This is a genomic window from Vibrio sp. YT-17 (assembly GCF_033337375.1).
In the GTDB taxonomy this organism is placed as follows: domain Bacteria; phylum Pseudomonadota; class Gammaproteobacteria; order Enterobacterales; family Vibrionaceae; genus Vibrio; species Vibrio alginolyticus.
Map to the genome: position 1 here is coordinate 170,233 of NZ_JAWOQP010000001.1, position 13,419 is coordinate 183,651.

Annotated in this window: 14 protein-coding genes and 1 tRNA gene; 8 read left to right on the plus strand and 7 right to left on the minus strand. The window is 44.9% G+C overall.

Translation table 11 applies throughout. From position 1 onward, the window contains the following. Positions 1-42: 42 nt before the first annotated feature. Positions 43-1,263: a multifunctional CCA addition/repair protein gene (locus tag R7F67_RS00715; RefSeq protein WP_005379907.1), complete on the plus strand. Its 1,221-nt coding sequence runs from the start codon at positions 43-45 to the stop codon at positions 1,261-1,263. A gap of 52 nt (positions 1,264-1,315) precedes the next feature. Here the strand turns inward: R7F67_RS00715 and R7F67_RS00720 are convergent, their stop codons facing one another. Genes R7F67_RS00720 through folB form a run of 3 tightly spaced genes read right to left on the minus strand, consistent with a single transcriptional unit; the run spans position 1,316 to position 2,972 of the window. Beyond that, positions 1,316-2,119 carry an undecaprenyl-diphosphate phosphatase gene (locus tag R7F67_RS00720; protein ID WP_017820255.1) on the minus strand — a complete coding sequence of 268 codons (804 nt, stop codon included), beginning with the start codon at positions 2,117-2,119 and terminating at the stop codon, positions 1,316-1,318. Positions 2,120-2,133: 14 nt separating this feature from the next. After that, positions 2,134-2,616, minus strand: coding sequence for a 2-amino-4-hydroxy-6-hydroxymethyldihydropteridine diphosphokinase (folK, locus tag R7F67_RS00725; RefSeq protein WP_005387457.1), 483 nt, complete (start codon positions 2,614-2,616; stop codon positions 2,134-2,136). Continuing rightward, positions 2,613-2,972 (minus strand): bifunctional dihydroneopterin aldolase/7,8-dihydroneopterin epimerase, encoded by a 360-nt coding sequence (gene folB, locus R7F67_RS00730; protein WP_053350198.1) that lies wholly within the window; start codon positions 2,970-2,972, stop codon positions 2,613-2,615. The genes folK and folB overlap by 4 nt, the downstream gene beginning before the upstream one ends. 250 nt (positions 2,973-3,222) lie before the next feature. Here folB and plsY point away from each other — a divergent pair, with 250 nt between their 5' ends. Further along, a complete protein-coding gene (gene plsY, locus R7F67_RS00735) occupies positions 3,223-3,834 on the plus strand; it encodes a glycerol-3-phosphate 1-O-acyltransferase PlsY (protein ID WP_005379857.1) in 612 nt (203 codons plus the stop codon). 34 nt (positions 3,835-3,868) lie between these two features. On the opposite strand, the gene R7F67_RS00740 is transcribed toward plsY, so the two are convergent. Next, the gene (locus R7F67_RS00740) at positions 3,869-4,684 is read right to left on the minus strand and encodes an alpha/beta fold hydrolase (RefSeq protein ID WP_005379855.1); all 816 of its coding nucleotides are present in this window, start codon (positions 4,682-4,684) and stop codon (positions 3,869-3,871) included. 176 nt (positions 4,685-4,860) lie between these two features. After that, on the minus strand, positions 4,861-5,877 hold the full coding sequence (tsaD, locus tag R7F67_RS00745) for a tRNA (adenosine(37)-N6)-threonylcarbamoyltransferase complex transferase subunit TsaD (protein ID WP_005379854.1): 1,017 nt from the start codon (positions 5,875-5,877) through the stop codon (positions 4,861-4,863). Positions 5,878-6,107: 230 nt separating this feature from the next. Between tsaD and rpsU the strand changes: the two genes are divergently transcribed. From rpsU to R7F67_RS00775, 6 genes are all read left to right on the plus strand, one after another. Next, on the plus strand, positions 6,108-6,323 hold the full coding sequence (gene rpsU / locus R7F67_RS00750; protein ID WP_001145625.1) for a 30S ribosomal protein S21: 216 nt from the start codon (positions 6,108-6,110) through the stop codon (positions 6,321-6,323). A gap of 27 nt (positions 6,324-6,350) precedes the next feature. Next, positions 6,351-6,794 carry a GatB/YqeY domain-containing protein gene (locus R7F67_RS00755; protein WP_005379720.1) on the plus strand — a complete coding sequence of 148 codons (444 nt, stop codon included), beginning with the start codon at positions 6,351-6,353 and terminating at the stop codon, positions 6,792-6,794. A 149-nt stretch (positions 6,795-6,943) separates the two neighbouring features. Continuing rightward, entirely contained in the window at positions 6,944-8,710 is a 1,767-nt protein-coding gene (gene dnaG / locus R7F67_RS00760; RefSeq protein ID WP_005379719.1) for a DNA primase, read from the plus strand. A gap of 99 nt (positions 8,711-8,809) precedes the next feature. After that, positions 8,810-10,672, plus strand: a complete 1,863-nt coding sequence (gene rpoD / locus R7F67_RS00765; RefSeq protein ID WP_005395986.1) for an RNA polymerase sigma factor RpoD — start codon at positions 8,810-8,812, stop codon at positions 10,670-10,672. Positions 10,673-10,827: 155 nt separating this feature from the next. After that, positions 10,828-10,903, plus strand: a tRNA-Ile gene (locus R7F67_RS00770). 263 nt (positions 10,904-11,166) lie between these two features. Beyond that, complete coding sequence (locus R7F67_RS00775) at positions 11,167-11,970, plus strand: MetQ/NlpA family ABC transporter substrate-binding protein (protein WP_017633488.1); 804 nt, start codon at positions 11,167-11,169, stop codon at positions 11,968-11,970. Positions 11,971-12,065: 95 nt separating this feature from the next. Here R7F67_RS00775 and R7F67_RS00780 read toward each other — a convergent pair whose 3' ends face one another. Both R7F67_RS00780 and R7F67_RS00785 read right to left on the minus strand, forming a co-directional pair. Then, a complete protein-coding gene (locus tag R7F67_RS00780; RefSeq protein WP_005379716.1) occupies positions 12,066-12,341 on the minus strand; it encodes a hypothetical protein in 276 nt (91 codons plus the stop codon). A 223-nt stretch (positions 12,342-12,564) separates the two neighbouring features. After that, positions 12,565-13,284 carry an SIMPL domain-containing protein gene (locus R7F67_RS00785; protein WP_225466383.1) on the minus strand — a complete coding sequence of 240 codons (720 nt, stop codon included), beginning with the start codon at positions 13,282-13,284 and terminating at the stop codon, positions 12,565-12,567. Positions 13,285-13,419: the final 135 nt, after the last annotated feature.

A 13,419-nucleotide genomic window follows, 5' to 3' on the forward strand; every position in this document is an offset into this window, starting at 1 on the left:
CTACAATGTCCAACGGCATATCCATAAATTAAGAGGTAATTCGTGCAAGTTTATTTAGTAGGTGGCGCAGTTCGAGATAAATTGCTCGGAATTGATAGTTATGACAACGACTGGGTGGTCGTAGGCGCGACGCCCGAGATGATGCTGTCCCAAGGATACACCGCCGTTGGTAAAGACTTTCCTGTATTTCTGCATCCCAAAAGTAAAGAAGAATATGCCCTTGCACGAACAGAGAGAAAGTCAGGTTCTGGTTACACTGGTTTTGAATGTTTCTTCGATCAAAACGTCACCTTAGAAGAAGATTTGATACGTCGTGATTTAACCATTAACGCGATGGCAATGGAGAGTGATGGCACGATCCATGACCCATATGGTGGCCAGCAAGATCTCAACGATAAACTGCTACGCCATGTATCAGACGCCTTTATTGAAGACCCTCTACGCGTTTTACGTGTCGCTCGCTTCGCAGCGAAGCTTGCTGATCTAAACTTTACGGTTGCCGACGAAACCATGCGGTTAATGCGTCACATGGCAGAGTCCGGAGAGCTGAGCACACTGACTCCCGAGCGTGTTTGGCAAGAATGGCATAAATCTCTCTCTACTCCTCGCCCTGATATTTTCTTATCGGTTCTACGAGACTGTGGTGCATTAACCGTGGTGTTACCTGAAATTGATGCACTATTTGGCGTACCTCAACCTGAGAAGTGGCATCCAGAAATCGATACTGGCATCCATACTTTGATGGTGGCAGAGCAAGCCGCAAAATTGAGTAACTCACTCCCCGTCAGGTTTGCCGCCCAAGTGCATGACTTGGGTAAGGGCGTGACGCCAGAGAGCGAATGGCCAAGCCACAAAATGCATTGCCATACAGGATTAAAACTGATCAAAAAGCTGTGCGAACGTGTCCGGGTACCAAATGAGTTTCGTGATTTAGCCTTGATGGTGTGCGAACAGCACTCCAATATTCATCGCGCGGCTGAACTTAAACCACAAACCATAATTAAAATACTCAATAAACTTGATGTGTGGCGTAAGTCCGAACGTCTGCAAGATATCTTGCTTTGCTGCCAAGCGGATCACGCTGGTCGTAAAGGACTGGAAACGCAACCATATCCACAGGCGGATATTTTTAGGCAAGCCTACCAAGCAGCAGCGGCAGTTGACGTTCAAGCCATTATCAAAGAGGGCTTTAAAGGCCCTGCGATTCGTGACGAGCAAGAAAAACGACGTATTGAAGCAGTGAAAGCAGCACTTAAGAAGTAACGAACAAACAAAAACGCCCGCGGATTTCGCGGGCGTTTTTCGTTAACATCAATTATGCACTTAATAGAAAAGCGAACAAACCGACGCCCAAAATGAGACGGTAAATCACAAACGGTGTCATGCCCATTCGTGAAATCATCTTCAAGAAGAAGTGGATACAGATGTACGCACTGATAAACGATGTGATAATGCCAGTCATTAAGAAACCAACATGGACAGGTTCACCACTGGTCACTAACTTCATGCCTAAGTAGCTACCAGCTAATGTAATGATTGGGATCGACATTAAAAACGAAAATCGGGCAGCCGCTTCTCGAGTAAAGCCAAGGTAAAGCGCTGCTGTGATGGTCGCCCCTGAACGTGAAGTTCCAGGAATCATCGCTAAGGCTTGAGCAATACCGATAAATACAGCTTTCTTCCAACCCGTTTGGTATTCATCGGCAACGAGTTTAGCGTTTTTGTCTACCCACCATAGCAACAGGCCAAATACGATCGTAGTAGTCGCGATGACGTAAGCGCTACGTAGATACACTTCAATGATGTCTTTCATCAATAAGCCGAACACACAAGCTGGAATCGTCGCAATCACGATCATCCAAGCCAATTTAGCTTCTTTACTGCGATCTCCTTTAAAGATCGAAGCAAATAACGCTTGAAACAAAGTGATTACTTCATGACGAAAATAGATCACGACAGCCATTAATGTACCGACGTGAACAGCAACATCAAAGGCCAGACCTTGGTCTTCCCATCCTAAAATAGCGGAAGGCAGGATCAAATGGGCAGAGCTTGAGATAGGCAAAAACTCTGTCAGCCCCTGAATCAGAGCCAAAATAAAGGCTTCAAAATAACTCATGTAAACAACTCAAATTAAAAATGAAAGGAAACGGGTTTGAGCGAATCGACTGGCTGCATAGCATGCCAAATGTCTGCGACTGTGCGTCCATCGCCTGGGATCACTAATTGCGGTTCGAGATCATACAGCGGCTTTGTGACAAAAGGATATTTGTAGATATCACTGCGAGGTAGCTCAGGTTTTTTCTTGGAGACGCGCTCACCGAACAACACTATATCGAGATCCAGTGTTCGATCCTGATACTTTTGCGCGTTTTCTTCGCGTCCCCACTTAAATTCAATCTCGCGTAGTTGATGGCTCAACTCTTCTAATGACAACTCGGTACGCATTGCAACGACAAAGTTGTAGAAATTCTTGCTGCTAAAACCAATAGGTTCGCATTCATATATCGGTGATACGAGGAGATTTTCTCCAAGCCGTTGCAGCTCCTGATACGCAGCAAGCACATGTTGCTCTCTTTCTACGTTCGTCCCAACACCAATATAAGTGGTGATCATGCTCGGCCTCGCTCAATCACCACACCAACAGCACGTGCTTGCGGCACGGCGCCAGGCTTCGCTAGGCGGATTGTCACCCAAGGCACAGAGAAACGCTGCATGATAAGCTCTGCTACTTCTTCAGCCACGCGCTCGACCAGTAAGAAACGACCATTTTCAATGTGGTTAAGTACCGCCTCACTCACCTGCGAATAATCCAGTGCATCTTGCACATCATCACTTTTGCCCGCAGGTTTATTATCGTGTGCCATTTCAATATCTAGAACCAACTTTTGTTTGATTTGTTGCTCCCAGTCGTACACGCCAATTGTGGTGATTACTTCTAACTGTTCAATAAAAACTTTATCCAGAGCCATCTTATGTCCTTCTATTACAGAGGTCGGATACCCGTGAGGGGTAATTTGATCGTAGTATTCTATACCTAAGTAACATTTACTTTGGTCATCACAATGTTACTTAGGTATAAACTGCGAAAGCATCTTTATATACAAGAAATCACATAATGCAAGCTCTATCACAGTGAGGATTTCTGCATTATGTAAATTCGGGGTATGATAGCAACTACGCGGGAACCGAGCATTAAATTCCAATCCATCAAGGACTTCTATGGACGCACTGGCACTGATAATGACAATGGCCGCCTATTTATTAGGTTCGGTTTCCAGTGCGGTTTTGATCTGTCGACTCTTAAAACTGCCAGACCCACGCAGTGTGGGATCTAACAATCCTGGAGCAACGAACGTATTGCGTATTGGCGGACGAGGAGCCGCTGTTTCAGTCTTGTTGTGCGATATGCTCAAAGGCACTATCCCCGTGTGGGGCGGATACTTTCTTGGTATCGACCCTATCATTCTTGGCGTCATCGCCATTGCTGCCTGTCTTGGCCACATGTACCCCATCTTTTTCCACTTTAAAGGCGGAAAAGGTGTCGCAACCGCGCTTGGCGCTATCGCTCCGATTGGTTTGGACTTAACAGGATTGGTAATGTTAACTTGGCTGTCAGTAGCCGCGCTATTCCGCTATTCATCCTTAGCGGCTCTCGTCACGGTTTTGGTCACTCCGTTTTATACTTGGATGTTTAAACCGCAATACACGTTACCTGTTGCTATGCTGTGCTGCTTAATCGTATTTAAGCATCATCAAAATATTCGTCGGCTTTTGTCTGGCGACGAGCCAAAAATCGGCGAGAAAAAACTGACACAAAAAAACTCGGCTTAATGCCGAGTTTTTCGTTTAAAGAAGGATGTATTGGTTATGCATGAACTCGATTCAGGAAGTTCAACAACATCTGGTTGACGAACTCAGGTTGCTCTAAACAACTGATATGTCCAGCTTGGGGAATTTCTACCAACTCACTGCCCGTGATACAGTCTTTCATTAAATACGATTCGAAAACCGGGCGAGGCTTATCTTCACAGCCCACCGCAATTAACGTCGGCAGAGCGAATTTTTCCGAATCTTCAATCACATCACGGCGACCAAACACCATGCGCCCCATGCGAGCTACTTCCACCGCACGCTCACCGTTCAGCTCTTCTAAACTGCGTTTGAATGAAGCGACAAGTTTAGGGTTATCCTGATTGACGTTGTTGGCAAAGAACAGCGGCACAACGGCTTCAATAATTGGCGCAGGCACTGCTTGGACTTGGCTGATGGTATCAAGCATTGCAAAATACTTTTTATACGTAACTTCTGGCTCCCAGCCAATGAAGGTATCCATCAATACCAGTGACTTAACACGTTGCGGCGCTTGAGCCGTTAGCTCAGCTCCCCACATGCCGCCAACAGATAAGCCCACTATCGAGAATTCTTCGATATCTAAATGATCCATCAATGCCAACATATGTTGTGCATAGTCGGCCAATGACTGTGTCGATGCAGGTGCAGCGTCCGATTCACCATGTGCCCAAAGATCTGGCACAATACAACGGAATGACTGGCTTAAAACCTCAACTTGTGGCGCCCACATTTGGCTATCCCAAAGGTAACTATGACCAAATAGAAGCACAGGGCCCTCACCTTTATCTAGATAAGCAAGTTGCTGACCTTCAATTTCAAACTTATTCATTGTTATATCCATTTCTTATTCTTCCACGTCATCCTAGCACTGAAACAATCGCGAACTGATCGCATCAGTCAGAATGTAAAACGAGGCGGTTCATTGAATAATTAAAAATAAAGGCCTCTGAGGAGCAGAGACCTTTATTACAAAGAACCGGTTTCAAACCTACCGCATAAATTTGACTAAGCGACAGGTGTTAGTTGATCAATTGGCCAACGTGGACGAGCCTCTACTGACATATCAGCCACTTCGCCATTCTTCAAGCGCTGCATGCCTGCGTAAGCGATCATCGCACCGTTATCTGTACAGAACTCAGTACGTGGGTAGTAAACTTCGCCGCCAACTTTCTTCGCTAACTTCTCTAACTCAGCTCGCAAACGACGGTTAGCACTCACACCACCAGCAATAACAATGCGTTTCATGCCTGTTTGCTCAAGCGCGCGCTTACATTTAATAGCCAACGTAGCACACACAGCCTCTTCAAATGCCAATGCGATGTCCGCGCGGGTTTGCTCGTCATCACCGTTTGCAGCAATCGTGTTAGCCGTAAAGGTTTTTAGACCAGAGAAACTCATGTCCAAACCTGGCACATTCGTCATTGGGCGCGGGAACTTAAAGCGGCCCGGTGTACCTTTTTCCGCCAGTTTAGATAATAGTGGACCGCCTGGGTAATCCAAACCCATTAGCTTCGCTGTTTTATCAAACGCTTCGCCCGCCGCATCATCAATCGACTCACCTAGAATTTTGTACTCACCGATGCCTCTCACTTCCACCATCATAGAGTGACCGCCCGATACTAATACCGCCACAAACGGGAACGGTGGAGGGTTATCTTCCAACATTGGGGCCAATAGGTGACCTTCCATATGATGAACAGGTACCGCTGGCACTCCCCAAGCATAAGCAATACTGCGACCGATAGTCGCACCCACTAATAGCGCCCCAACAAGACCAGGCCCCGCGGTATACGCGACACCATCGATGTCTTTTGAAGTTAAGTTCGCTTCTTTTAGTGCCTCTTTAATAAGAGGAATGGTTTTCTTTACGTGGTCACGTGAAGCCAACTCAGGCACCACACCGCCGTAATCTGCGTGCAGTTTTACTTGGCTGTATAGCTTGTGTGACAAGAGACCGTTTTCATCGTCATAAATTGCGATGCCAGTCTCGTCACAAGAGGTTTCAATACCAATAATGCGCATGGTTTTCTCAGTATGCTTTCTGTATAGAGGAAATTTGGGCGTCATATTACCTCGCCTTGGTGCTGCAAACAAATTTTGTACAGACAATAATCGACAAAAGGCTTTACAAAGTAGTTGTGATCGGATTAAAATTCCGCACCATTTTTGATCAAGCTGGTAAGAGACCTAACAATTGTGATTTGGTCTGTTGAATACCAGCGTTAACGAATAACCCCTGAGGTGAAAGGCATATGCCAGTAGTTAAAGTACGTGAAAACGAACCGTTCGACGTTGCTCTACGTCGTTTTAAGCGCTCTTGCGAAAAAGCAGGTATCCTTTCTGAAGTGCGTCGTCGTGAGCACTACGAAAAACCAACTACAGTTCGCAAACGCGCTAAAGCAGCAGCTCAAAAGCGTCACGCTAAGAAGCTAGCTCGCGAAAACGCTCGTCGCGTTCGCCTGTACTAATAACTGAGCTCCAAAAGGAATTTAGTTATGGCTCTGATTGATCAACTCAAAGAAGAGCAAAAATTAGCGATGAAAGCCAAGGACAAATTGCGCCTTGGTACTATTCGTTTAGCCCTATCAGCAATCAAGCAACGTGAAGTTGACGAACAGATTACTCTGAACGATGACGACATTCTTGCAGTATTGACCAAGATGGTTAAACAACGTCGCGATTCTGTAGCGCAGTTTGAAGCAGCGGGTCGTCAAGATCTTGCTGATGCGGAACAAGCAGAAATTACCGTTCTTGAGGACTTTATGCCTCAACCACTGACAGACGAAGAAGTAGCGGCTCTCATCGAGAACGCGATTGCTGAATCTGGCGCAGCTGGCATGCAAGACATGGGCAAAGTAATGGGCGTTCTGAAACCGCAAATTCAAGGGCGTGCAGATATGGGTAAAGTAAGCGGTTTAGTTCGCGCTAAATTGGCTTAAGGTACCCCACCCAATTGCAGCAAGCCGTGCTATCCTTTGGAGCGCACGGCTTGTTTGTATCTGGATGGATGGAATGAAATCAATGGGCAATACGCTCATTCTTTTAAGGCATTCACTCCACTCATCATCTTCTTTTTTTGTTAGGTTTTATGGCTGGACACATCCCTCGCAGTTTTATCGATGACCTTCTAGCTCGACTTGATATTGTCGATATCATCGACGCACGTGTGAAACTTAAGAAAAAAGGCAAAAACTACGGCGCATGCTGCCCGTTCCACAACGAAAAGACACCCTCATTCAGTGTCAGTCAAGAAAAGCAGTTCTACCATTGTTTTGGTTGTGGCGCGCATGGAAATGCCATCGATTTTTTGATGGAATTCGACCGACTAGAATTCGTCGAAGCCATTGAAGAACTCGCTTCATACTTGGGTTTAGATGTTCCTCGCGAACAACGTAGCGGCGGTAATGGTTCGTTTCAATCAGGCCCACAAGCAAGCAGCAGTGAAAAACGTAACCTATACGACTTAATGGGCAGCATTGCTCAATTTTATCGTAACCAACTCAAACAGCCAGCAAGTAAGGTGGCGATTGAGTATCTAAAAGATCGCGGCCTGTCTGGTGAAATCGTCCAGAAGTTTGGCATCGGCTATGTGGCTGATGAATGGGATTTAGTTCGTAAGAACTTTGGCCAGAATAAAGAAAACCAAGACATGCTCGTCACTGGCGGCATGTTGATTGAAAACGATAAAGGCAACCGCTACGACCGATTCCGTGGTCGAGTGATGTTTCCTATTCGAGACAGACGCGGTCGAGTAATAGGCTTTGGTGGTCGAGTATTAGGTGATGGGACACCAAAATATCTCAACTCACCCGAAACCCCGATATTTCATAAAGGTAAAGAGTTGTATGGCCTTTATGAAGTACTACAAGCGTACCGTGAGCCACCACAAATTTTAGTGGTTGAAGGCTATATGGATGTTGTCGCGCTTGCTCAATATGGCGTAGATTATTCCGTTGCCTCATTGGGAACCTCGACAACGGGCGATCACTTGCAAGTGTTATTCAGGCAAACAAGCACCGTCGTGTGTTGTTATGACGGTGACCGCGCAGGCCGTGAAGCCGCGTGGCGTGCCATGGAAAATGCATTGCCTTACCTAACGGATGGTCGCCAGTTAAAATTCATGTTTTTGCCGGATGGAGAAGATCCCGACTCTTATATCCGACAAAACGGAAAACAAGCATTTGAGCAGCAAGTGTCTAATGCGATGCCCTTGTCTGAATTCATGTTCAGCTCATTGACTCAGCAGGTCGATATGAGCACGAAAGAAGGCATGGCAAAACTGAGTACTCTTGCGGTTCCTCTCATTGATAAAGTCCCTGGCGGCACTTTAAGACTATACTTGAGAGAATTGCTTGGCCGCCGTTTGGGTTTGGTTGATGAACGCCAACTACAGCAGCTAATTTCAAAACAAGGTAAAGAGGATAAAAGGCCTCAACCTCATAAAGAAATCAAGCGAACGCCGATGCGAGAAGTGATCGCGTTACTGATTCAAAACCCACAATACGTAAGTATGGTGCCAGATCTAACTAGCGTTAGAGATTTGCCCATTCCTGGTCTAAGTTTATTTGTTGATGTACTTGATAAATGCCAAGCGCATCCCCATATCAACACAGGCCAATTATTAGAGCATTGGCGAAACAGCCAAAATGAGACCCTTCTGTCTCGTCTCGCGAGTTGGGACATTCCACTCGATGAGGACAACCAAGAAGAAATCTTTTTAGACTCACTGGATAAAATTATTGCCCAGTGCGTAGAAAAACAAATTGAAAACCTGCAGGCCAAAGCAAGAAGTGTCGGTTTATCAGCCGAAGAGAAAAGGGAGCTGCTAGCACTTATGCTAGATTTAAAAGCGTAACCCTGTTTAATTAGTCAGCAACGATTTAATTTGTTATAGTAAGTGGTTTGCATTTCGCATACTGATTCCTTCACCAGATTACGAAGTTGGATACCGTCTATGGATCACAATCCGCAGTCACAGCTAAAGTCACTTGTTATTAAAGGCAAGGAACAAGGCTATCTGACCTACGCCGAAGTAAATGACCACCTACCTGCTGAAATCGTAGATTCAGAACAGGTAGAAGACATCATTCAGATGATCAACGACATGGGCATTAAGGTAGTAGAAACTGCTCCTGATGCTGATGATTTAGCACTGAACGATGACACAAATATTACCGATGAAGATGCAGCCGAAGCTGCAGCCGCTGCACTTTCTAGCGTAGAGAGTGAGATTGGTCGTACAACAGACCCAGTACGTATGTACATGCGTGAGATGGGTACTGTCGAACTTCTAACTCGCGAAGGCGAAATCGACATCGCAAAACGTATTGAAGAAGGTATTAACCAAGTTCAATCGTCTGTTGCTGAATACCCAGGCACAATTCCGTACATTCTTGAGCAATTTGACAAAGTTCAAGCTGAAGAACTACGTCTTACAGACCTAATTTCAGGTTTTGTAGATCCAGATGCTGACGACACCGCTGCACCAACGGCAACACACATCGGTTCTGAACTGACTGAATCTCAGTTAGAAGAAGAAGACGATGAAGACGTTGATGACGACGAAGATAGCGATGACGATTCAGATGATTCTGAAGAAGATGTAGGTATCGATCCTGAATTAGCGCTAGAGAAATTCAACCAACTACGCAGCACCTATCAAAATCTTCAATTAGCAATCAACGAGTACGGCTATAACAGCCCGAAAGCAACCGTTGCTAATGAAATGATGCTAGACGTATTCCGCGAGTTTCGTCTAACGCCTAAACAGTTTGATCACCTAGTGAATGAACTGCGTACTGCTATGGATCGCGTTCGTACTCAAGAGCGTCTGATCATGAAGTCTGTGGTTGAATACGGCAAAATGCCGAAGAAATCATTCATCGCGCTGTTCACTGGTAATGAATCAAGTGAAGCTTGGCTGGATGAAGTTCTTGCTTCAGACAAGCCATACGCTGAAAAGATCAAACGTAACGAAGAAGAAATCCGTCGTTCAATCGCTAAACTAAAAATGATTGAAGAAGAGACTTCTCTAAACGTACAGAACATTAAAGACATCAGCCGTCGTATGTCTATCGGTGAAGCAAAAGCTCGCCGTGCGAAGAAAGAGATGGTTGAAGCGAACTTGCGTCTTGTAATTTCTATCGCGAAGAAATACACCAACCGTGGCCTACAGTTCTTGGATCTGATCCAAGAAGGTAACATCGGTCTGATGAAAGCGGTAGATAAGTTCGAATATCGTCGTGGTTACAAGTTCTCGACTTACGCAACGTGGTGGATCCGTCAGGCAATCACTCGTTCAATCGCGGACCAAGCACGTACGATTCGTATCCCGGTACACATGATCGAAACGATCAACAAGCTAAACCGTATTTCTCGTCAAATGTTGCAAGAGATGGGTCGCGAGCCACTACCGGAAGAACTGGCAGAGCGCATGCAAATGCCAGAAGACAAGATTCGTAAAGTTCTAAAAATCGCTAAAGAGCCTATCTCAATGGAGACACCAATCGGTGACGACGAAGATTCGCATCTAGGTGATTTTATCGAAGATACAACGCTAGAACTTCCGCTAGATTCTGCAACTGCAACTAGCCTTAAGGTGGCAACAAAAGACGTGCTTGCAGGTCTAACGCCACGTGAAGCGAAAGTACTTCGTATGCGTTTTGGTATTGACATGAACACTGACCATACTCTAGAAGAAGTTGGTAAGCAGTTCGACGTTACTCGTGAGCGTATCCGTCAGATCGAAGCAAAAGCACTACGTAAACTTCGCCACCCAAGCCGCTCAGAGACTCTGCGCAGCTTCCTAGACGAATAATCGCAGCGCATACAAGCTTTTAGAAATCAAAAAAGGTGACTTTAGGTCACCTTTTTTATTATCTACTGTTCTAAGTGGATAAAAACTAAGCGCAATTGCCCTAGTTGGTATCTAGACACCTTGCAACGCTTCCCCTATAATCGTTGTCCTATTAAGGCCCCTTAGCTCAGTGGTTAGAGCAGTCGACTCATAATCGATTGGTCCGCAGTTCAAGTCTGCGAGGGGCCACCATATTCCGAAAGGCGTAGCAGGTTAATACCTACTACGCTTTTTTTGTATCTTATATCTTTGGGTACAGTTTCGGTTGCGGTAACTCGTCATTAACCTCGTAATAGCTTTTCCTCTTCCCCTTTTCTTTAACTATTATCTGGCTTTCTATATGTAGCAATGAAACAAAATGTCCGCTCGTGATTTAAACCATTGACCCTCAGACAACTTCTGATAGGATGGACATACAAACGTATAGACGTCTAAAACAAAAAAATGGAGCTACAATGAAAAGTATTGGTCACTTAAAGAAACTAGCTTTGATTCTCACGGCAGTAGTCGGCTTAAGCGCTTGTGGAGAAAAAGATGACTCTGTCATTAAAGTGGGCGCGACAGTTGGACCACATGCACAAGTAGTCGAGGCGGTAGCGAAGGAGGCAGCGAAGCAAGGTTTGAATGTCGAAGTCATTGAGTTTTCTGACTACGTGACACCTAATGCCGCTCTTAGCGATGGTAGCATCGATATTAATAGCTATCAGCACCAGCCATTTTTAGACAACTTCAACAGTAGCCATAACGCCCAATTAGTATCAATTGGTCAGTCCATTCTTATGCGTATGGGGCTTTATTCCAATAAGTATCGCTCACTGCAAGAGCTTCCAAACAATGCACGTATAGCGCTTCCAAATGACCCTACCAACGGTGGTCGTGGTCTGTTGCTACTCGCCGATGCAGGTTTAATTGAGCTGAAACAGGGTGTTGGCCATAAAGCCGCCCTAACTGATATCACAAAAAACGCAAAATCATTTGAATTTGTCGAGGTAGATGCCGCTCAGCTACCAAGAACATTAGATGATGTGGACGCGGCTGCGATTACAATGAACTACGTAATGTCTTCTGGTTTAGATCCGAAGAAACAAAGTATCTATCTTGAAGCAAAAGACGCCCCATTAGCAGTCATGGTCATCGCCACTCGTGACGCAGACAAAAATAATGAAGCGTATAAAAAGTTCGTTTCTATTTATCAATCTCAAGCGATTCGTGATTATCTCGATCGCACTTTCAAAGGCACAATCGAAGCAGCTTTTTAATCAATAAAGCAGCGAATACTTTGCCCCACGAATCAGATAGAAAAGAGGCTAATGTTTTCTCATAGCCTCTTCTTTTCATTACTCACTAAATCGACTCATTGTCGACTTTCAGCCTCTAACTTCATTGCCAAATAAGCTTGGTCAGCAGAAACCAATTCAGGACGGTTAATCAACTTCCAGAGGAAGTATGGTGGGATTAAAAATACGATGAAGTAGAGAGATTCATGGAAGAAAACATCGGCTATCGTTTGCTGATGCTCCCAAAGTGCCGTCAGTGCGAAGAGCTCTAACATCACGCCTAATACGCCAAAGACGACAGAGACAACAATCGCTAAACCCAGTAGTTCTCTAACAAAGTGCTTGTATGCCATGATACTAATTCCTTCTAGCAATAAGTCATACTAACTTACGCTCATAAGAAACAAGTGAGCTTGATTATTATCAAACTCACCTCATCACTGTTAAGAACTTAGTTTTATAAAAAAGTACTTGTATATAGCGTCATCGAAGACTGATTTCCCTATCACAGAGCATAGATACCTCTACAAATAGAAGGTGATGGAACGACCAACTATTGACTATATGAGCGCAACTTTAATCAGATAAGTAATATTGAACCGTCGATACCACTCGTACTTTCTTAATGTAAGGCGTGTTGCTGTCTCGGTCATAAATCGAGAACTGCCCTTGAGTTGCACGTTTGATCTTACCCAGTGAACTTTGTGAGTCTTTCGCAAATTTCTCAGCCACTTCACGCGCATTCTTAGTCGCTTCTTCGATCATGTCTGGCTTCACATCATTCAGCTTAGTAAAGCTGTACTCAACACGATTTGCATAAGGATCTTGGTTAAGCAAAACGCCTTGTTTTCCTAACTCACCTATTTCATTGATTGCCGCTCGAACAACATCAACACTCTGGCTGTAAACCGTAACGGTTCGCGAGGCCAAATAACGATACTCAATGTCTTGCTCGCTCCCATATTGCTGTGCTTTTCTGTCAATGACCGCTGGGGAAGAGAGGGAAACGCTGGTTTCAGGAAGCCCTTTGGCACTTAGAAAGTCCAAAATCAAACGGGTTTGCTGGTCAATTTCATCAAACATGACCCCCATATCATTACTCGCTAGAGTAAATTGAATCGGCCAAATCACCGTATCAGCAGGATACTCACGCTCCGACAAACCTTTTACTGTCACGACTCTTTCATAGGCTCGGTATTTCACCGCCGTCTGCTGCATAAAATAGCCAAGGATGCCAAGACCAAGTATCAAACTTAGCCCAATCCAAAGTGCTGCTTTATTGGAAACTCGTTCCATTATTTCCCCTGATAAATATCAACTTAGCTTAATCTTTGTTCTAGATAAGATAGCCTATCTATTATTTTAAGAGGGAGACATAACGCGAGTTTTGATTCATAGCACAGTGATATACCGTTTTCTTTAGTCAATAAA